Origin of the sequence: Variovorax sp. Root473, assembly GCF_001426505.1 — a bacterium.
Classification (GTDB): domain Bacteria; phylum Pseudomonadota; class Gammaproteobacteria; order Burkholderiales; family Burkholderiaceae_C; genus Variovorax.
Genome location: NZ_LMEV01000016.1, coordinates 364,699 through 382,164, shown reverse-complemented (window position 1 = coordinate 382,164; position 17,466 = coordinate 364,699). Strand labels below are relative to the sequence as shown.

General features: G+C 69.3%; 16 protein-coding genes and 2 pseudogenes. 6 read left to right on the top strand and 12 right to left on the bottom strand.

Annotation, left to right across the window (positions count from 1 at the left end):
* Window positions 1-28 precede the first annotated feature (28 nt).
* Complete coding sequence (locus ASD34_RS13105; protein WP_056577987.1) at window positions 29-940, top strand: LysR family transcriptional regulator ArgP; 912 nt, start codon at window positions 29-31, stop codon at window positions 938-940.
* Between the two features lie 9 nt (window positions 941-949).
* Here the strand turns inward: ASD34_RS13105 and ASD34_RS13100 are convergent, their stop codons facing one another.
* Together ASD34_RS13100 and ASD34_RS13095 are read right to left on the bottom strand one after the other, a co-directional pair.
* Entirely contained in the window at window positions 950-2,308 is a 1,359-nt protein-coding gene (locus ASD34_RS13100) for a M16 family metallopeptidase (protein WP_056577985.1), read from the bottom strand.
* Between the two features lie 16 nt (window positions 2,309-2,324).
* Window positions 2,325-3,770: a M16 family metallopeptidase gene (locus ASD34_RS13095; RefSeq protein ID WP_157609683.1), complete on the bottom strand. Its 1,446-nt coding sequence runs from the start codon at window positions 3,768-3,770 to the stop codon at window positions 2,325-2,327.
* 29 nt (window positions 3,771-3,799) lie between these two features.
* Between ASD34_RS13095 and ftsY the strand changes: the two genes are divergently transcribed.
* Window positions 3,800-5,113 carry a signal recognition particle-docking protein FtsY gene (gene ftsY / locus ASD34_RS13090; RefSeq protein WP_056577983.1) on the top strand — a complete coding sequence of 438 codons (1,314 nt, stop codon included), beginning with the start codon at window positions 3,800-3,802 and terminating at the stop codon, window positions 5,111-5,113.
* Between the two features lie 127 nt (window positions 5,114-5,240).
* Here ftsY and ASD34_RS13085 read toward each other — a convergent pair whose 3' ends face one another.
* The 3 genes from ASD34_RS13085 to ASD34_RS13075 form a co-directional block, all read right to left on the bottom strand.
* Window positions 5,241-6,278, bottom strand: a complete 1,038-nt coding sequence (locus ASD34_RS13085) for a hypothetical protein (protein WP_056577981.1) — start codon at window positions 6,276-6,278, stop codon at window positions 5,241-5,243.
* A gap of 193 nt (window positions 6,279-6,471) precedes the next feature.
* Window positions 6,472-8,271 carry a hybrid sensor histidine kinase/response regulator gene (locus ASD34_RS13080; RefSeq protein ID WP_235510054.1) on the bottom strand — a complete coding sequence of 600 codons (1,800 nt, stop codon included), beginning with the start codon at window positions 8,269-8,271 and terminating at the stop codon, window positions 6,472-6,474.
* On the bottom strand, window positions 8,268-8,987 hold the full coding sequence (locus ASD34_RS13075) for a response regulator transcription factor (RefSeq protein ID WP_056577979.1): 720 nt from the start codon (window positions 8,985-8,987) through the stop codon (window positions 8,268-8,270). Before ASD34_RS13075 ends, ASD34_RS13080 begins: the two co-directional genes overlap by 4 nt.
* 137 nt (window positions 8,988-9,124) lie before the next feature.
* On the opposite strand from ASD34_RS13075, the gene ASD34_RS13070 reads away from it, so the two are divergent.
* Window positions 9,125-9,589 (top strand): DUF962 domain-containing protein, encoded by a 465-nt coding sequence (locus ASD34_RS13070; protein WP_056577977.1) that lies wholly within the window; start codon window positions 9,125-9,127, stop codon window positions 9,587-9,589.
* A gap of 67 nt (window positions 9,590-9,656) precedes the next feature.
* On the opposite strand, the pseudogene ASD34_RS28195 reads toward ASD34_RS13070, so the two are convergent.
* A pseudogene (locus ASD34_RS28195) lies at window positions 9,657-9,971 on the bottom strand (aminotransferase class IV); the annotation flags it as partial.
* On the opposite strand from ASD34_RS28195, the pseudogene ASD34_RS28190 reads away from it, so the two are divergent.
* Together ASD34_RS28190 and rpoH are read left to right on the top strand one after the other, a co-directional pair.
* A pseudogene (locus ASD34_RS28190) lies at window positions 9,966-10,805 on the top strand (LysR substrate-binding domain-containing protein); the annotation flags it as partial. The pseudogenes ASD34_RS28195 and ASD34_RS28190 overlap by 6 nt on opposite strands.
* A 136-nt stretch (window positions 10,806-10,941) precedes the next feature.
* Window positions 10,942-11,883 (top strand): RNA polymerase sigma factor RpoH, encoded by a 942-nt coding sequence (gene rpoH / locus ASD34_RS13055; protein ID WP_056577975.1) that lies wholly within the window; start codon window positions 10,942-10,944, stop codon window positions 11,881-11,883.
* A gap of 64 nt (window positions 11,884-11,947) precedes the next feature.
* On the opposite strand, the gene ASD34_RS13050 is transcribed toward rpoH, so the two are convergent.
* Genes ASD34_RS13050 through ASD34_RS13025 form a run of 6 tightly spaced genes read right to left on the bottom strand, consistent with a single transcriptional unit; the run spans window position 11,948 to window position 17,130 of the window.
* Window positions 11,948-12,778, bottom strand: coding sequence for a DNA alkylation repair protein (locus tag ASD34_RS13050; protein ID WP_056577973.1), 831 nt, complete (start codon window positions 12,776-12,778; stop codon window positions 11,948-11,950).
* Between the two features lie 16 nt (window positions 12,779-12,794).
* Window positions 12,795-13,418: an SCO family protein gene (locus ASD34_RS13045; protein WP_082548645.1), complete on the bottom strand. Its 624-nt coding sequence runs from the start codon at window positions 13,416-13,418 to the stop codon at window positions 12,795-12,797.
* Between the two features lie 15 nt (window positions 13,419-13,433).
* Window positions 13,434-14,339 carry a heme o synthase gene (gene cyoE / locus ASD34_RS13040; protein ID WP_056577969.1) on the bottom strand — a complete coding sequence of 302 codons (906 nt, stop codon included), beginning with the start codon at window positions 14,337-14,339 and terminating at the stop codon, window positions 13,434-13,436.
* Entirely contained in the window at window positions 14,336-15,559 is a 1,224-nt protein-coding gene (locus ASD34_RS13035; RefSeq protein ID WP_056577967.1) for a COX15/CtaA family protein, read from the bottom strand. The genes cyoE and ASD34_RS13035 overlap by 4 nt, the downstream gene beginning before the upstream one ends.
* 25 nt (window positions 15,560-15,584) lie before the next feature.
* On the bottom strand, window positions 15,585-16,268 hold the full coding sequence (locus tag ASD34_RS13030; protein ID WP_056577965.1) for a hypothetical protein: 684 nt from the start codon (window positions 16,266-16,268) through the stop codon (window positions 15,585-15,587).
* On the bottom strand, window positions 16,252-17,130 hold the full coding sequence (locus tag ASD34_RS13025; protein WP_056577963.1) for an SURF1 family protein: 879 nt from the start codon (window positions 17,128-17,130) through the stop codon (window positions 16,252-16,254). Before ASD34_RS13025 ends, ASD34_RS13030 begins: the two co-directional genes overlap by 17 nt.
* Before the next feature lie 27 nt (window positions 17,131-17,157).
* Between ASD34_RS13025 and ASD34_RS13020 the strand changes: the two genes are divergently transcribed.
* Window positions 17,158-17,388, top strand: coding sequence for a twin transmembrane helix small protein (locus ASD34_RS13020; RefSeq protein WP_056577961.1), 231 nt, complete (start codon window positions 17,158-17,160; stop codon window positions 17,386-17,388).
* The last annotated feature ends 78 nt before the right edge of the window (window positions 17,389-17,466 follow it).

The window sequence follows — 17,466 nt, the reverse complement described above, 5'->3', positions numbered from 1 at the left end:
TCAATTCAGTTTTACTTCATTCCTCAACATGCTCGACTACGCTGCCCTGCACGCCCTCGCTGCCGTGGTGCGCGAAGGCAGTTTCGAGCGCGCCGCCCGCGCCCTGAACGTCACGCCCTCGGCCGTCTCGCAGCGTGTGAAGCTGCTCGAGGAGCGCACGGGCGGCGCGCTGCTGGTGCGCGGCCAGCCCTGCGTGGCGACCGAGGCCGGCCTGCAGCTGTGTCGGCACGTCGAACGCGTGGGCATGCTGGAGCACGAGTTGCGCGAGGCCCTGCCCGCGCTCGGCATGGGCAGCGGCGAGGCGCACGAGCGCGTCACGGTGCGGGTGGCGGTCAACGCCGACAGCCTCGCGACCTGGTTCATGGCGGGGGCCGCGGCCTTCGCCGCGCAGGCACCCGAGGCCCTGCTCGACCTCACGGCCGACGACCAGGACCACACGGCCGAACGGCTGCGCAGCGGTGCCGTGCTGGCGGCCGTGACCGCGCTGGCCCAGCCGGTCACGGGCTGCAACAGCGAGGCGCTGGGCACGGTGCATTACGTGGCCGCCGCGAGCCCGGGTTTCGTGGAACGGCACTTCGCCAAGGGCGTGGGCGCGCGCACGCTGGCGAGCGCGCCGAGCCTGGTGTTCGACCGCAAGGACCGCCTGCAGGCGCGCTGGGTGCGCCGCATCTGCCACCGCAACGTGGAAACGCCGCGGCACTGGATCCCGTCGCCCAATGCTTTCGTGGAGGCCGCCTGCGCGGGCATGGGGTGGGGCATGCATCCGGCCAGCATGGTGGCCGATGCGATCCGCGAAGGCACGCTGGTGGAACTGGTGTCCGACTCGACGCTGCCGGTGCCGCTCTACTGGCAGCAGGCGCGCGCGGCGCCGCGCCTGCTGGCGCAGCTCGGCGCCGCCGTGCGCGTCGCCGCGCGCAGCGGGCCGCACGCGCTGGCCTGATCGCCTTTTTTAGGGCGCGGCCTGCTTGCCGCCCACCACCACCGTCACCATGCGCTGCGGCTGCAGCTTGCGGCCGAACGCGGCCTTGATGTCGGCCGCCGTGACGGCGTTCATGCGCGCGGTCCAGGTGTCCAGGTAGTCCAGCGGCAGGTCGTGCCAGGCGATGTTGGCGACGTTGCCGATCAGCTTGCGGTTGCTGTCCAGCAGCAGCGGGAAGCCGCCGATCAGGTTGTCCTTGGCGGCCTTCAGTTCCTTCTCGGTCGGGCCTTCGGCCACGAACTTCGCGAGCACTTCGCGCGAGACCTTGGTCGCCGCCTCGGCCTGGTCGGGCCGGGTCTGGAAGCCGATGCGGAAGGCGCCCGCGTCGAGCCCCGGCGCAAAGCCGCTGTACACGCTGTAGGCCAGGCCGCGCTTCTCGCGCACCTCTTCGGTCAGCCGCGAGACAAAACCGCCGCCGCCGAGCACGTAGTTGCCGAGCGTGAGCGCGAAGTGGTCCGGGTCCCGGCGCGGGTAGCCCGGCTGGCCGATGAAGACGTGGGCCTGCGCCGAGTCGAAGGCAATGCGCTCGTCCTTCGGCGCCGTGAGCGCCGCCACCGGCGCGATGGCCGGCAGCGGTGCGCAGGCGGCAGGGCTGGGCAGGCGCGACAGCAGCGTGGTCGCGAGCGACTCGGCCTCGGTGCGCGTGACGGCGCCCACGATGCTGAGCTTGGCGCGGCACGGCAGGATGAGCTGCTCGTAGCGCTGGCGCATGGCGGCGGTGTCAATGCGCGCCAGCGTCTCTTCGGTCACTTCCTGGCCGTAGGGATGCGTGCCGTACACAGCCTGCGCGAAGGCGCGGCCGACGACGGTCGCGGGCTTGGTGTTGGCTTCCTTGATAGCAGCGTTGATGCGCTCGCGCTCGCGCGGCCAGATGTCGTCGGGGAACGAGGGCTCGCCGATCTCGCGCGCCGCCAGGGCCACGGCCTTGGTCAGCAGCGCCGGGTCGGACAGCGTGCGCAGCGTGTAGCTGGTGCGGTCGGTGCCGGCGCTCACGTCGAAGCTGGCGCCCAGGTCGGCCCAGGCCTCGCCCAGCGCGTTCTGGTCGAGCGCGGGCTCGCCGTTGCGCCCGGCGCGCACGCCCTTTTCGACCATCGCAGCGCTGGTGCTGGCCAGCCCGGCCTGCGCGGCTGGGTCACGCCGGCTGCCGGCGTCGAAATCGATCTGCACGTCGACGATCGGCAGTGCGTTGGTCGACACCAGGTACACCCTGGCGCCGTTGGCCAGCGTCCAGTGCTCGATGGGCAGCGCGGCCTGCGCACTGCCCATGCCGAACAGCGCGGTGATGCCCGCCAGGAGGGCGGTGCTTGCAATCTTCTTGAGGGTCTTCATGGGAATCCGGTGCCTTTCAGCGCATCTCGCCAGCGGGGGCTGCGAAGCCGCGGCCGCGCTTGGGTTCGGGCGGCAGGGGCCGCAGCGTGGCGACCGTGAGCTGGTCATCGCCGAAATACCGGGCGGCCACGGCCTGCACCTGCGCCGCCGTCACGGCCTGCAGCCGGGCGACGATGCGCTCGCTGGCGTCCAGCGGCAGGCCCTGGATCCAGTTGCTGCCGAGTTCGCGCGCCTGCGCCATCACCGAATCGCGCTTGTAGGTCTCGCTCGCCACCCACTGCGTCTTGACGCGGGCCAGCTCGGCCTCGCCGACGCCCTCTTTCGCCACGCGCGCCACCTGCGCACGCAGCGCGGCCTCGACCGTCTCGGCGGTCTTGCCGGCGGCCGGCACGCCGTCGAGCATGAACAGCTGCGGGCCGCGGCCGACGAAGCCCGCGTACGCGCCGGCCGAGTCGGCCACGCGAGCGGGGCCCTGCGTGAGCGCGCGGTCCAGCCGCGCGCCGGCGTAGCCGTCGAGCACCGCCGAGAGCACCACCAGCGCCCAGGCGTCGCTGTTCGCGTCGTCGACGTTGGTGAGCTGCGGCACGCGGAACGCGAGCGACACGTACGCCTGCTCGGCCGGGGCCTTGAATTCGATGCGGCGGATGCCGCGTTGTGCGGGCTCGGTGCGCGGCTTGCGCTCCGGCACGGCGCGCGCGGGGATGCTGCCGTAGTACTTCTCGGCCAGCGCGCGCACGCGCGCCACGTCGACATCGCCGACCACCACGAGCACGGCGTTGGCCGGCACGTACCAGCGCTGGAAGAAGGCGCGCGCATCGGCGGGCGTCATCGACTCAAGGTCGCTCATCCAGCCCACCACCGGGCGGCGGTACGGCGACGAGGTGAAGACGGCGGCGTTCTGCTGCTCGCCGAGCAGCGCGCGCGGCTGGTCCTCGGTGCGCAGGCGGCGCTCTTCCTTGACCACCTCGATCTCGCGCTTGAACTCGTCGTCAGGCCACTGGTTGTTGGCGAAGCGGTCCGATTCGAGCTTCATCACCTGTTCGAGGCTACCGACCGGAATCTGCTGGTAGTACCCCGTGGCGTCGCGCATGGTGAAGGCGTTTTCCTGGCCGCCCAGCGCCGCCACGCGGCGCGAAAACTCGCCGGGCGGCACGGTCTTCGTGCCCTTGAACAGCATGTGCTCCAGCACGTGCGCCACGCCCGAGGTGCCGTCGACCTCGTCCATGGACCCGACCCGCACCCAGACCATCTGCACCGCGGTCGGCGAGCGCCGGTCGGGCTGCACGATCACGGTCATGCCGTTGGCGAGGGTGAATTGCTGGGGGCCCGGGGCCGCGGCGGCGGAGGCCGACGCGGCGGAAGCGGGGTTGGACTGGGCCTGCGCAGGCACGGTCCACAGCGCCGAAAGCGCCAGGGCCAGCACCGCACCAGACGCAGCGCGGCGTGGCGAGAGGTGTTTCATAGAATGGGTCGGATTGTAAAAAGCTCCCGATGTTCAGTTTCTTCAAGAAAAAACCACCTGCCGATGCCCCGGTGACACCGGCCCCGCCGCCGATCACCGAACCCGCGCCCTCCCCGGCCGCGGAACCCGCACCGGCACGCTCGGTGTTCTCGCCGTCGAGCTGGTTCGGGTCGAAGCCGGCGGCGGAAGCGCCCGTGCCTGCCCCCGTTCCTGCACCGCCACCTGCCCCGGCTCCCGAGCCGACACCTGCGGCGCCTGTGGTTGCTCCGGCGCCAGTGGTTGCTCCGGCGCCAGTTCCGGTCGCCGCGCCGACGCCGATCCCTGCGCCTGCACCCGTTCCCGCACCCGCGCCTGTCATTGCGCCACCGCCCCCTCCGGCGCCCGTGCCCGCACCGCCTCCCGTGCCTGTCGCTGTTGTCACCGAACCGGCCCCCATCGCCACCGAGCGCAAGAGCTGGTTCGACAAGCTCAAGACCGGCCTGCGCAAGACCGGCACCGGCATCCAGGCCGTGTTCGTCAACGCGCAAATCGACGACGCGCTGTATGAGGAACTCGAATCGGCATTGCTGATGGCCGACACCGGCGTCAAGGCCACCGAGTACCTGCTCGCCGACCTGAAGGTGCGCGTCAAGCGCCAGATGGCGACCGACGCCGCGCAGGTCAAGCTGTTGCTGGCCGACGCCGTCACCGACCTGCTCAAGCCGCTGGAGAAGCCGCTGGTCATCGGTGAGTACACGCCCACGGTGATCATGGTGGCGGGCGTCAACGGCGCGGGCAAGACCACCTCCATCGGCAAGCTCACCAAGCACCTGGCCACCGAAGGCGCCTCGGTGTTGCTGGCCGCGGCCGACACCTTCCGCGCGGCGGCACGCGAGCAGTTGCTGGTCTGGGCCGACCGCAACACCGTCGAGATCGTCAGCAACGAAGGCGGCGACCCCTCGGCCGTGAGCTTCGACGCCGTGAACGCCGGCAAGGCGCGCGGCAAGGACGTGGTGCTGGTCGACACGGCCGGGCGCCTGCCGACGCAGCTGCACTTGATGGACGAGCTGAAGAAGATCAAGCGCGTCGTCACCAAGGCCGACGCCACCGCGCCGCACGAGGTGCTGCTGGTGATCGACGGCAACACCGGCCAGAACGCGCTCGCACAGGTCCGGGCCTTCGACGAAACGCTGGGCCTCACGGGCCTCATCGTCACCAAGCTCGACGGCACCGCCAAGGGCGGCGTGCTGTGCGCCATCGCGCGCGAGCGGCCGATTCCCGTGTACTTCATCGGCGTGGGCGAAAAGCTCGAAGACCTCGAGACTTTCAACGCCCGCGAGTTCGCGCAGGCATTGCTGGGCTGAGCGAAGAAGCTTTCGCCTTTCGCTTCGGACAAAAAAACGGCCCCCGACTTTCGCCGGGGGCCGTCAGCTCCCTGTCTTTCTTATTTCTCCCTTTGTATTTCCCCCTGCGTGTGTGCCTTTTTGGGACTCAGAAACCGAACAGTGACACCGGACCGCAGACCGGGCTGGCATTGCAGTCGGTCGGTGTGAAGTAGTAAGCCTTCTGCTCGCCGCTGCTCAGCGCCAGATGGCCGAGCAGCGCCGCCTTCTTGGCCCCTTCTGCATTCGCTTGCAGGATGAAGGCCGTGGCGTTGGTGGTCGGTGCGAGCGAATAGAAGCTGAAGGTCGCCGACTGCGACAAATCCTTGGTGTAGATCACACCGCCGCCATCGGAGAAGACAAACTCCGTGCGGAAACGGAAACCACGAGCGCCGCGCTCGTTGAACTGCGCAAGGTAGCCAGCGTGGTCACCGATGGGATCGCCCAGTTCATAGCCGAACGTGGCGCTGCTGGCCGAACTCTTTTCGTAGACGGCCACCGCACCCGCCGGATCACCGGTCAGGAACGCGAACGTGCGGTTGTAGAAGCCGCTCGCGCCCTGGCCGTTGGCCTGCGTCAGGTAGGCTGCCTTGCTTGCGGCCTGCAGCTCGACGCGATAGCTGTAGGTGGCACCGTCGGCACCGCTCTTGCGGTAGAGGTTGAAGACCTCGCTGCCGACGCCCAGCTCGCCCGCCCATTGGAAGCCCCGCGCACCGGCTTCGTTCAACTGGTTCAGCAAGTCCGCATTGGACGTAGCCTGCGGCTTCTTCTCGTAGCTGTAGGTCGCATCGACGGTTTTCACGAACCCATCAACCTGATCGAAGGTGGTCGGGCTGGTCGTGAAGGCGAAACCGCTCAGGAAACGGAATCCCCGTGCGCCCTGCGCGGCAAGGCTGTCAAAGAATGCCGATGCCGTGGTCGCCGCCGGCAGGCCTTCGTACAGGTAAGTGGTGGCACCCGGATTCGGTGCAGGTGCGGGTGCCGGAGCCGGCGTGGGGGCTGGAGCGGGTGCCGGGGCGGGGGCAGGTGCCGGAGCAGGCGGCAAGGCGAATCCGCCGCCACCACCGCCGCTGCCTCCACCTCCGCATGCGGTCAGAGCCAGCAACGCGGCCGTCGCGGCGGCCACTGCAGCAGGTTTGAAATTCATGAGCACTCCCTGGTCGATTCTTGTTCGGGGGCAACGCGGACCGCAGTCCGTCGACGCCGTGGAAACCCGAAATTACGACGGGGCCAGTGTTCCCGGCAGTGCCAAAAGTCATTGCATGTGTGCCTATCCGAATCGATCGGCACGCAATGAACTACAACGTATTCACTTTCGACCGCAAGCTGTGTACGGGACGCTACGGCGCCGTCGCGAGCCCCGCCATGGCCTGCAGCAGCGCATCGGGTGCCACGGGCTTGAACAGCACGGGCACGCCCGACTCGCGCACGCGCTGCAGGCGGTCGGGCGAGGTCTCGCCGGTGATGAGCAGCAGCGGCAGCTCGGTGCCCAGGTGTCGGCTCAGGCGCAGGCCCACGTCGAGGCCGTCGACCCCGTCGGCCAAGCGGTAGTCGCACATCAGCAGCCCGAAGGGCCGACCCTCGGCGCGGGCCTGGTGCAGCGCATCGGACGCAGCGGCTTCGTCGGCGACGGCGTGCGCGTCGATCGCGTGCGAGCGCAGCAGATCGGTCATGGCTTCGCGGATTTCGAGTTCGTCGTCCATCAGCAGCACGCGGCCGGGCAGCGTGGCGGCGCGGCGGCGCACGGACAGTTCGGCGCTGCCGGCCGGGAACGGCCCCACGAGCGCACTGACCTGCGGCGGCACGGTCGGCAGCACGACGCGGAAGTGCGTGCCCCGGCCCGGACGCGAATGCATCTGCACCGGATGGCCCAGAAGCCGCGACAGGCGCCGCACGATCGACAGGCCGATGCCCAGGCCGCGCGCACGGTCGCGGCCCGGGTTATCGATTTGGTAGAACTCTTCGAAGATGCGGTGCGACTGCTCGGGCGCGATGCCGATGCCGGTGTCGCGCACCTCGATCCACACGGTGTCGCCGCGGTCGCGCGCCGTCACGGTCACGCCGCCCTGCACCGTGTACTTGAGGGCGTTGTCCATCAGGTTGGACAGCATGCGGTGCAGCAGCTGCGGATCGCTGCGCACCCACAGGCCGCTGGCGCGCACGCGCAGCTGCAGCTGCTTTTGCTCCGCCTGCGCCGAGAAGGTGTGGTTGAGCGGCAGGAACAGCGCATCGAGTTCGACCGGTTGCGGCGACGGCGTGATGACGCCGGCGTCGAGCCGGGACACATCGAGCATGGTGTCCAGCGATGCACCCAGCGCGTTCACGGCGCGCATCAGCCGCTCGGCATTGCGGCTCTCGGGGCGGCCGCGCAGTTCGTTCTCGAGCGCGGCGCCGAACAGCGCGATGGCGTGCAGGGGCTGGCGCAGGTCGTGGCTGGCGGCGCCGAGGAAGCGGGTTTTTTCTTCGCTGGCGCGCTCGGTGGCGGCGATCTGCTCGCCCAGGCGCGCAGCCAGCGCCTCGTTCTCGAAACGCAACATGAGCGAGTCGGTCAGCAGCCGGTGCTGGCGCACGCCGGCGTGCAGCGTGAGCAGGAGGTAAGCCGAGCCGGCCGCGGCCAGGAACAGATGCAGGCCGTCGCCCTGCCAGGCCAGCGCGATGATCATGCCCAGCGACATGGGCAGCGTGTAGCCGAACAGCGCGGGCTTGAGCGGCCACAGCGACTGCGCGGCGCGCGCGCAGCTGCCGACGATCACGGCCATCAGCAGCGAGGTCATGGGCATGTTCTCGTGCGGCACGATGAACCAGGGCACCACCGCCGTGATCATGCTCACCAGCGTGACCATGCGCGAAATCTTGCGCGCCCAGTACGGGCTCTCCGAGGCCGGGCGGGCGGGCGTCCAGCGCGGCGTGAAGAACACGTAGATATCGACCGCCACCAGCGCCGCCATCCAGAACAGCAGGCGCGCGTCGTCGAGCTGCGAATAGATGATGCAGCCGAACACGATCACGAAGCCCAGATGGGTCAGCGTGGAAATGCCGTAGGTGTCGTAGACCGAGCCGACGTGCTCGCGCAGCACGCGCTGGCTCAGCAGCTGGCCGGCGGCGGCGTCGCCGCGGCCCGCCAGCGTGGCGCCGCTCAACGCAGCATGCTGATCAGCTGGGCGCGCGAGCGCATGCCGAACAGCAGGAGGATGGTTGAGACATGGTTCTTCACCGTGCCCTCGCTCAGGTTGGCCAGTTGCGCGATCTCCTTGTTCGCCTTGCCTTCGAGCACCCACTGCAGCACCTGCATCTGGCGCGGCGTGAGTTCCTGCCAGGCGCTGGCGTGCGCGAACTCCGCATAGCCCGAGAGCGACTTGGGCAGCGCCGCCGGCGGCAACGGCTGCGGCGGCGTGCCGTCGGCCTCGAACAGGCCGCAGGCGCGGATGAAGCCCACCATTTCCTTCAGGTCGGCGGACTTCGGCAAGAAGGCGCTGGCCCCGAGTGCGAGCGCGCCCTGCGCCAGCGTGCTGTTGGCGGTGCCCGAGAGCACCACGACGCGCGCCGCTGGAAACCGCAGGCGGAATTCGGCCAGGCCGCTGAGCCCGTGCGTGTCGGGCAGCGCGAGGTCGAGCAGCACGAGGCCGATGGCGGCCTCATGAGCCGCGTAGAGCGCGAGCGCATCGGCGATGTTGCCGGCCTCGAACACCGAAATGCGCGCACCCGAGGTGGCGGCCTGCGCCTGCACCAGCGCGCTCACGCCCAGGCGCAGCAGGTCGTGGTCGTCCACCACCAGGATCGCGCCGGACACGCCGACAGGCGCACCGGTGTCGGTGGTGGGCGGCGGGGGTACGGAGGGGGAGTCGAAAGAGGCCACGGATTTGATCTTAGCGGCGCAGGTCCGGCGCGACAGTGCCCTAAGTCATGGCGCCGGGACAGCGCTACTTGCCATGGTGCCGCGCCGTGGGCACCATGGAAGTCCTGCCGCAACGCACGGCGCCCCGGAGACCCGCCATGACCCACACCGCCGCCGCCCCGCTCGCCACCAGCGAGCGCAAGGTCGACCGCCTGCTCGCCCATTACGAGGAGAGCCACCGCCATCCGACCAACGAGTTGATCCACTTCGTGGCCATTCCCGCGATCATGCTGAGTATCGTCGGGCTGCTGTTCGCGATCCACCCGTGGGTGGCCTACGCTTTCGTGGCGGCCAGCCTCGTGTACTACGCCCTGCTGCGCTCGCCGGCCTTTCTCATCACCATGCTGGCGCTCACGGTGCTGGCGCTGGTGGCGGTGCATGCGATGGGCGCCGCGGTGGCGCCGGTGTCGGCGGCGATCTTCGTGGTGGCGTGGATCTTCCAGTTCGTCGGCCACAAGATCGAAGGCAAGAAGCCGTCGTTCTTCGAGGACCTCCAGTACCTCTGGGTCGGCCCGCTGTTCGTGCTGTCGAAGCTGTTCGTCAAGCTCGGCATCCGCTGGTAGCCGGCGGGCCCGGCCACGCGGCGCGCTCGGGAGGCAGGGTGCGCCGCGTCCGCACACGAGGGCTCGTTCAAGGCGACACGAGCGGCTCGGCCGCATACGCCCGGTGCAGCAGTTCCACGAAAGCCGGTGCTGGCGGCAAGGCCACGTCGCCGATGCGGTGCACCGCCACGCCCGGCGTCCACGAGTTCATGACCACGGCGCCGGCCAGCCCAGGCAGGTCGGCCAGCCGCAGCACCTGGCTGCGCTGCGGGACGCCGACGCGATCGAGCTGCCGCCGCACGATGCCCATCGTGGTACCGACGAGGATGTCGGCCTCCGGCCACACCACCGCCTCGCCGTTCCAGAAGGCCAGGTTCCAGATCGACGCCTCGCCGAGGCCGCCGAAGAGGTGGGGCTGACGCCGGCGGCCGTGAGCCACCAGATCAAGGAGATCGAGGAGCAACTCGGCGTGATGCTGTTCACGCGCACCAGCCGCAGCATCCGCCTCACGTCGGCCGGCGCCGTGTGGTTCGAGGCCACCGCCGAGGCGCTCGACACCCTGCGCCGCGCCGCCGGCCGCGCCCGGCGCATGGCGCGCGGGGTGGCGACGCTGCGCCTGTCGACCAGCGCCCGCTTCGCGACCAACTGGCTGCTGCCCCGGCTGCCGCAGTTCCGGGCCACGAACCCAGGGCTGGAACTGGGTTTCGACATTTCCGACACGCTGCGAGACTTTGACGCCGACGACATCGACGTGGCGATCCGCTTCGGCACCGGTCGCGACGCGGGCACACGTTCGCAGCGGTTGTTCGACACCGTGATCGTGCCGGTCTGCAGCCCCAGGCTCCTTGCCAGCGGACCTCCGCTGGCAACGCCGCGCGACCTGTTCCAGCACACGCTGTGCTACGTCGACTGGAAGACCGACGGCATGGTCTGGCCGAACTGGCCGATGTGGATGGCCGCGGCCGGCATCGAAGGGTTCGACGACAGCCGCTGCATCGGTTTCGTCGACTCCAGCGACGTGGTGCGCGCCGTCACCGAGAGCGGCATGGTCGGCCTGGCCGACCTGGACATGATCGCCGCCGACCTCGCGCAGGGCCGTCTGGTGCGGCTGTTCGACATCGGCGTTCCCATGACGGCGGGCTACGCCTACCACTTGGTTTACCCGGAAGGCAGCGCCCGGGACCCGCGTATCCTGGCGTTTCAGGAGTGGCTGCTCAGGCAGGCGTTCAAGGCTTGAAAAACGTCAAACGGCCTACAAATATCCAACAAATCGCGACAAAAGCTATCGCAACGATAGAAAAGCAAGGGAACCCTTGGCTTAGCACTCCCTCTAACCGAGTGCTAATATGGCCAACACAAAGGAGTTTCCCCTGATGACAACGCTGTCTGGAGTCTCTGCCAACCAGCTGGCCGTCGCCAACCCATGGTCGATGGTCCCCCCGCTGGGCAACCTGGATGCCTACATTTCGGCCGCCAACCGCCTGCCGCTGCTCACGCTCGAAGAAGAGCAGGGCTTCGCACGCAAGTTGCGCGACCAGAATGACCTCGAAGCCGCTGGTGCGCTCATCCTGTCGCACCTGCGCCTGGTCGTCTCCATTTCCCGCCAGTACCTGGGCTACGGGCTGCCGCACGGCGACCTGATCCAGGAAGGCAACGTCGGCCTCATGAAGGCCGTGAAGCGCTTCGACCCCGACCAGGGCGTGCGGCTGGTGAGCTACGCCATGCACTGGATCAAGGCCGAGATCCACGAGTACATCCTGAAGAACTGGCGCATGGTCAAGGTCGCGACGACCAAGGCCCAGCGCAAGCTGTTCTTCAATCTGCGTTCGATGAAGCAGGGTTTCAAGGCCGACTCGGCCGCGGCCGACAACGGCACGCACCGCGAAACGCTGAGCCCCGATGAGGTCTCGCAGATGGCCACGCGCCTGAACGTGAAGCCCGAGGAAGTGCTCGAGATGGAAACCCGCCTGTCGGGCGGTGACGTGCTGCTCGATCCGGGTCCGTCCGATGACGGCGACGAAGGCTTCGGCCCCATCGCCTACCTGGCCGATGCCACGCAGGAACCGACCGCCCTGCTCGAATCGCAGCAGCGCGACCGCCTGTCGAGCGATGGCATCGCCACCGCCCTGGAGGCGCTGGACGACCGCAGCCGCCGCATCGTCGAAGAGCGCTGGCTCAAGGTGAACGACGACGGCTCGGGCGGCATGACGCTGCACGACCTGGCCGCGGTGTACGGCGTGAGCGCCGAGCGCATCCGCCAGATCGAAGTGGCGGCGATGAAGAAGATGAAGAAGGCGCTGGCCGAGTACGCGTAAGCGTCACGACTGCCCTCCTCCACGAAAAAGCCCGGCAGCGCCGGGCTTTTTTGCGTTCAGGACATCAGGGTGTCGACTTGGTCAACGTGCGCAGCGCTCGCTTCGCGATGTAGCGCGTCTCGACGGTCGGCGATTCGGCCACCCAGCGCGTGCACAGCGTCTCGACCCACTCGGGCTGGGTCTTGCTCGCGTCATTGAGCCAGTTGGCCACCGAGTTCTGCACATAGCGGTGGCCGTCGGCGCGCAGCGGCTCCAGCAGCGGCAGCGCCAGCCAGGGCTCGGTCTTCAGCGCCTCGATCTGCGCGCACCACACGCCACGCGGACGCGTGAGTTCGCTGGCGAAGCGGCGCACGTTCGGGTCGGCATCGGTCACCCAGGACTGCAGCAGGGCCAGCGCCTCGTCGAGCGAATCGATGACGCTGTCGCGCACCGCCATCCAGGCGAACTCGCGCACGCCGAAGTGCGAGTCGGCGGCGAAGCGGCGCACGGCGACGAGCTGCTCTGCGAGCGGCAGATCCGACAGCGTGATCCATTGCACCGCCCAGCAGCGTGCGACGTCGCTCGCGTGCGTGGCCAGCCGGTGCGCCACGGCATCGCGTTCGGCGTGTTCGGCCGTCATGTCGTACAGCGCCCGCGCGATGTGGCTGTGGCGCTGCATGGGCTTGAAGGCGGCCAGCATGGCGAGCGTGTCGTCCAGCCGTTCGTGCGCCGCGTCGAGGCCGACATGGCCCGCCACGCTGCGTGCGAGCAGCGGCAGTTCGAGCGCGAGGAATTCGTTGAGGTTGACGGTCTCGAGCAGCCCGCCGTTCAGCGCGCCGAGCACCTCGGGCGGAATGAGCGCAATGCGGAACGCGCCCTTGCGCGATTTCAGGTGCGCGGCCGAGGCGACGTCCATGTCGTGGGCGCCCGGCTCAGGAGGCGAGCAGCGTCTTCAGGTCCGACACCATCGCCGGCACGCCCGCGCCGTAGCGCGCGTAGAGCCGCAGGCGGCCTTGCGGGTCGTAGATGTAGCTGGCGGCCGAGTGGTCCATGGCGTAGCTGGTCGGCGTCTTGCCATCGACCTTCTTGTAATAGACCTTGAAGTCTTTCGCGACGGCGGCCAGCTGCTCGGGCGTGGGAATGAGGGCCACGAAGCTCGGGTCGAACGCGCCCATGTAGGCCTTGAGCACCTCGGGCGTGTCGCGCGCCGGATCGACGGTGACGAACAGCACCTGCAGCTTGCTGCCGTCGGCGCCCAGCTGCTGCTTGACCTGCGCCATCTCGGTCATGGTGGTCGGGCAGACGTCGGGGCACTGCACGTAGCCGAAGAACAGCACGACCGCCTTGCCCTTGAAGTCGGCCAGCGTGCGCACCTTGCCGTCGGCGTCGGTGAGCGAGAAGTCCTTGGCGTAGTCGGCGCCCGTGATGTCGACCGCCTGGAAGCTCTGCTTCGGCTGCTGCTCGCTGCAGGCCGACAGGCCCAGGCCCAGCGTGGCCGAGGCGGCCACCCAGCCGGCCGTGGCGGCGATCGATTTCAGGGCATTGCGCTTGTTCATGGGCAGACGGTCCGGTCAGCGGAGGTAATGGTCGATGAGCAGCGCCGCGAACAGCACGCTCAGGTGGATGAGCGAAAACCGGAAGGTCTTGCGCGCCAGCGTGTCGGAGTAGTTGCGCCACAGCGCGAAGGCATAGCCGGTGAAGCCGATGCTCACGCCGATCGCGACCGCGAGATAGAGCCAGCCGCTCATGCCGTAGATGAAGGGCATCAGGCAGGCGGCGAACAGGATGAAGGTGTACAGCAGCACCTGCAGCCGCGTGAACTCGTTGCCGTGCGTCACGGGCAGCATCGGCAGGCCGGCCTTGCGGTAGTCCTCGACGCGGTACAGCGCCAGCGCCCAGAAGTGCGGCGGGGTCCACAGGAAGATGATGAGGAACAGGATCAGCGCCTCGGGGCCGACGTCGCCCGTCATCGCGGCCCAGCCCAGCACCGGCGGCATGGCGCCGGAAGCTCCGCCGATCACGATGTTCTGCGGCGTCAGCGGCTTCAGGATGACCGTGTAGATCACCGCATAGCCGACGAAGGTGGCGAAGGTGAGCCACATGGTCAGCGGATTGACCGTGAACCACAGCAGCGCCGAGCCGGCCGCGCACAGCAGCGCCGAGAACACCAGCGCCTGCAGGTCGCTGAGCTGCCCGCGCGCCGTGGGGCGCCAGGCGGTGCGCTTCATCTTGGCGTCGATGCCCTTCTCGACCAGGCAGTTGAACGCCGCGGCCGCACCGGCCACGAGCCAGATGCCCAGGCAGGCCAGCACGCCGCGCTGCACATCGGCCCACGACGGCAGGCCGGGCACGGCCAGCACCATGCCAATGAGCGCACAGAACACGATCAGCTGCACCACGCGCGGCTTGGTGAGCGCGTAGAACTGGCGCAGCACGTTGGCGGTGCTGGCGTGCTGAACAGGAATCGGGGTGCTCACGCGGTGGCTTTCTTCGGGTTGGGGGTGCCGCGCGCATTGTCGGCGGCGCGCGGAATCGGCGCTGCAGCGACGCTTTCGCGGCGGCTCTCGCACAGCGCCCAGGTCAGGACCACGGCCAGCGCCGCGGCGCCGCCGGTGTGGAGCACGGCGGCGGCCAGCGGCCAGCCTAGCAGCACGTTGCCCAGGCCCGTGGCCAGCTGCAACAGCGCCAGGCCGGCCAGCCAGTGCGCCTGCGCACGCAGTGCGTCGATGCGACGCAGGCGCCAGGCCAGCAGGCCGAGCGCCACGAACACGGCGTACGCCATGAGGCGGTGCGCGTAGTGGATGGCGGTGAGGGCGGAAAAATCGAGCGGCTGGCCGTCGGCGGTCACGCCGAGGTGGCGCCAGATCTCGAAGCCCTGCGCGAAATTCATCGGCGGCCACCAGCTGCCCTGGCAGGTGGGGAACTGCGTGCAGGCCAGCACCGCGTAATTGGTGCTGACCCAGCCGCCGAGCGCGATCTGCAGCACCAGCAGCACCGCCGTGGCGATCAGCCCGTTGCGCAGCGCCGGCGACACGGCCGTGGGCAGGCGCTGCGCCGCCACCTGGCGGTAGCGCACGGCCTGGATGCACAGCAGCGCGAGCAGCACGATGGCGCCCATGAGGTGCATCGTGACGATGGCGGGGAACAGCTTCCAGGTGACAGTCATGGCGCCGAAGGCGCCCTGCAGACAGACCCAGACCAGCGTGGCCGCGGGCCACCAGGCGCTGAGCACGACGTGGTGGTGCGCGCTGTCGACCGGTGGTGCGGGCTGGCGCCGCTGGCGGCGGCGCACGATCCAGGTGGCTCCGGCCAGCGTGAGGATCAGCACCCCGACGCCGGTCGCGAGGTAGCGGTGGACCATCTCGATCCACGCCTTGCTGTGCGTCACCGGGCCGGTCGGCTGGGCCGCCTGCGCCATGGCGATCTCGTGGCGCGCGCCGGCCGGGCTGGCGTTGCCGTAGCAGCCGGGCCAGTCGGGGCAGCCCAGGCCCGAATCGGTGAGCCGCGTGAAGGCGCCGAACAGCGTGAGGTCGAAGGTGAGGAACAGCGTGAGCACGGTCAGCGCGTGCAGCCGCCGCGCAGGGCCGGAGCCGGCGTTGCGGCGCCACACCCAGGCCAGCGGGCCGAGCGCGAGCAGCACGCCAGCGGCCATCATCCAGGCGATCGGCGTGAGGTCGTAGAGGGAGCGCGTGTCCATGGGGCGGTCTTCGTTCGTGCCGGGCTCAGCGGCCTGCTTCGTCCCACGAGGACGAAGCGCGCAGCAGGCGGTCGATGTCGCGCTTGGCGCGGCTCGCGCCGGCGGCGTCCATGCGGGCCGGGAAACGCATCATCCAGTTGCCCATCGGATCGACCACGTAGAGGTGCTCGGCCAGCGCGTGGCCCTGCACGGGCGCAAGCCAGCGGGCCAGTTGGTCGGCCGGCACGCGCAGCACGGTCGCACCGTGCAGGCCGTTGGTCAGGCGCTCGGGCACGGGCGCCGCATCGCTCACGAGCCACACGCGGTCGAGGCGATCTTTCTCGCGACCCAGGCTCTCGCGCAACTGGCGCTGCAGGTACAGCTGCTGCTCGCACAGCGCGTCGCAGGCCGCGTCGGCCACCGCCACCAGCAGCCACTGCCCCTTGAGCGTGGCCAGCTCGACCGGCGCGCCGCTGCGGTCGGTTGCCGTGAGGCGGGGCATCTCGCGCTGCGGGTCGATCAGCTCGCCGTACACGCTGCGGCCCTCGGGGCGGATCACGTAGTAGGTGAAGTACGAGGCGATCACGGGCGCTGCGCACATCAGCAGCACGGCGATCATCTTCCAGCGCCCGTGGACCGTGCGGCGGCTTTCGGCCTCGTCGAGCGCCTGGCGCGGCGACGGCATCGAGTGCACGGTCAGGCCCAGCGGCTCGTCAGAGGCCGCGGCCATCGCGTGCGCGGCGCCGCGCGCGCCGGAAGGGGGAGATGAATTGGAACCAGACATAGAGGATGACAACGAGGGCCGAAAGGCCGAACCACTGGAATGCGTAACCGTAGTGCCTCTCCAGGCCCAACGCCGGGGCCGGCCAGTCGCGCTGCAGGCCCTCGGACGCCGGCCCGCTCTGCTGCAGCGACACGTCGGTGCGCAGCGGCAGCTGGGTCTCGGCGCGGAATGCCTCCAAGTCGAGATTTTGCCGGATGGGGGAAGACCCCTGAATGCCCGGTGCCGGAGCAGTGGGGCCTGACGCGGCGGGGGCCGGCGCGGCGGCCGATGCAGCGGGCGCCGGCGCCGCCTTCGCGCCGAGTTCGAACAGATGGCTCGGCGGCGGCTCGATCAGCGCCGTGAGCTCGACGATGCCGGGCGGCGTCTCGACCACGCCGAGCTGCGTGCGGTCGACGAAATTGCGCTGCACCCAGCCGCGCTGGACCATCACGGTCTGCTCGCTGCCTTCGAGCGCGAAGGGCGTCAGCACGTAGAAGCCCGGCGTGCCGTGCATCTGGCGGTTGTCCAGGTAGACCGTCTGCGCCGTGAGCCACAGGCCGCGCAGCTGCACCGGACGGTGCAGTTCGCCGGCCGCCTCCCCCAGCGCCAGGAACTCCGCCTGCGACAGCGGGGGTTTTTGCTTCTGCGCGTCGATGCGGGCCTGCAGCGCCTCTTTCTGCGCAGCGCGCGAAAGCTGCCAGCGGCCCAGCGACACCGTCGCCCCCAGTGCCAGCACAGCCGCCAGCGTGACGATCAGGAAACGGCCCCGGTCTGCGCGGCGGCGCGGCGTGACAGAGGAAACAAGGGGCTCGGGAGGCGCGGGGGTCACTGGAGCGGACGGGGCATGCGGCCGATAATGCGGATCATGAAATATTTCGTCGCCCTGATCTTTCTGGGCATCTTCGCGAGCCTCGCTTTCGCGCTCTACTTCATGCTGAAGGACGGTCGCGACGGGCAGAACAAGCGCGGCGGCATGGCCCGCGCCCTCACCTTTCGGATCGGCCTGTCGGTCTTTTTGTTCCTGTGCATGCTGCTGGCCTGGAAACTCGGCTACATCCAGCCCACCGGGCTCCCGCTCGGGAAGTAACAGATGGTGCTCGTTCCACGAGAACCATGAAAAAGGCGCCTTACGGCGCCTTTTTTCTGGAATGCCGTGAGGGTCTTC

Coding starts and splice junctions, on each gene's coding strand:
- ASD34_RS13050 (WP_056577973.1), bottom strand. CDS start 12,778: ATGGACGTCGCCTCGGCCGCGCACCTGAAATCGCGCAAGGGCGCGTTC.
- ASD34_RS13095 (WP_157609683.1), bottom strand. CDS start 3,770: ATGAAACACCTCTCGCCACGCCGCGCTGCGTCTGGTGCGGTGCTGGCC.
- ASD34_RS13020 (WP_056577961.1), top strand. CDS start 17,158: ATGCGGATCATGAAATATTTCGTCGCCCTGATCTTTCTGGGCATCTTC.
- ASD34_RS13105 (WP_056577987.1), top strand. CDS start 29: ATGCTCGACTACGCTGCCCTGCACGCCCTCGCTGCCGTGGTGCGCGAA.
- ASD34_RS13045 (WP_082548645.1), bottom strand. CDS start 13,418: ATGAACAAGCGCAATGCCCTGAAATCGATCGCCGCCACGGCCGGCTGG.
- ftsY (WP_056577983.1), top strand. CDS start 3,800: ATGTTCAGTTTCTTCAAGAAAAAACCACCTGCCGATGCCCCGGTGACA.
- ASD34_RS13030 (WP_056577965.1), bottom strand. CDS start 16,268: ATGGCCGCGGCCTCTGACGAGCCGCTGGGCCTGACCGTGCACTCGATG.
- rpoH (WP_056577975.1), top strand. CDS start 10,942: ATGACAACGCTGTCTGGAGTCTCTGCCAACCAGCTGGCCGTCGCCAAC.
- ASD34_RS13085 (WP_056577981.1), bottom strand. CDS start 6,278: ATGAATTTCAAACCTGCTGCAGTGGCCGCCGCGACGGCCGCGTTGCTG.
- ASD34_RS13100 (WP_056577985.1), bottom strand. CDS start 2,308: ATGAAGACCCTCAAGAAGATTGCAAGCACCGCCCTCCTGGCGGGCATC.
- ASD34_RS13035 (WP_056577967.1), bottom strand. CDS start 15,559: ATGGACACGCGCTCCCTCTACGACCTCACGCCGATCGCCTGGATGATG.
- ASD34_RS13070 (WP_056577977.1), top strand. CDS start 9,125: ATGACCCACACCGCCGCCGCCCCGCTCGCCACCAGCGAGCGCAAGGTC.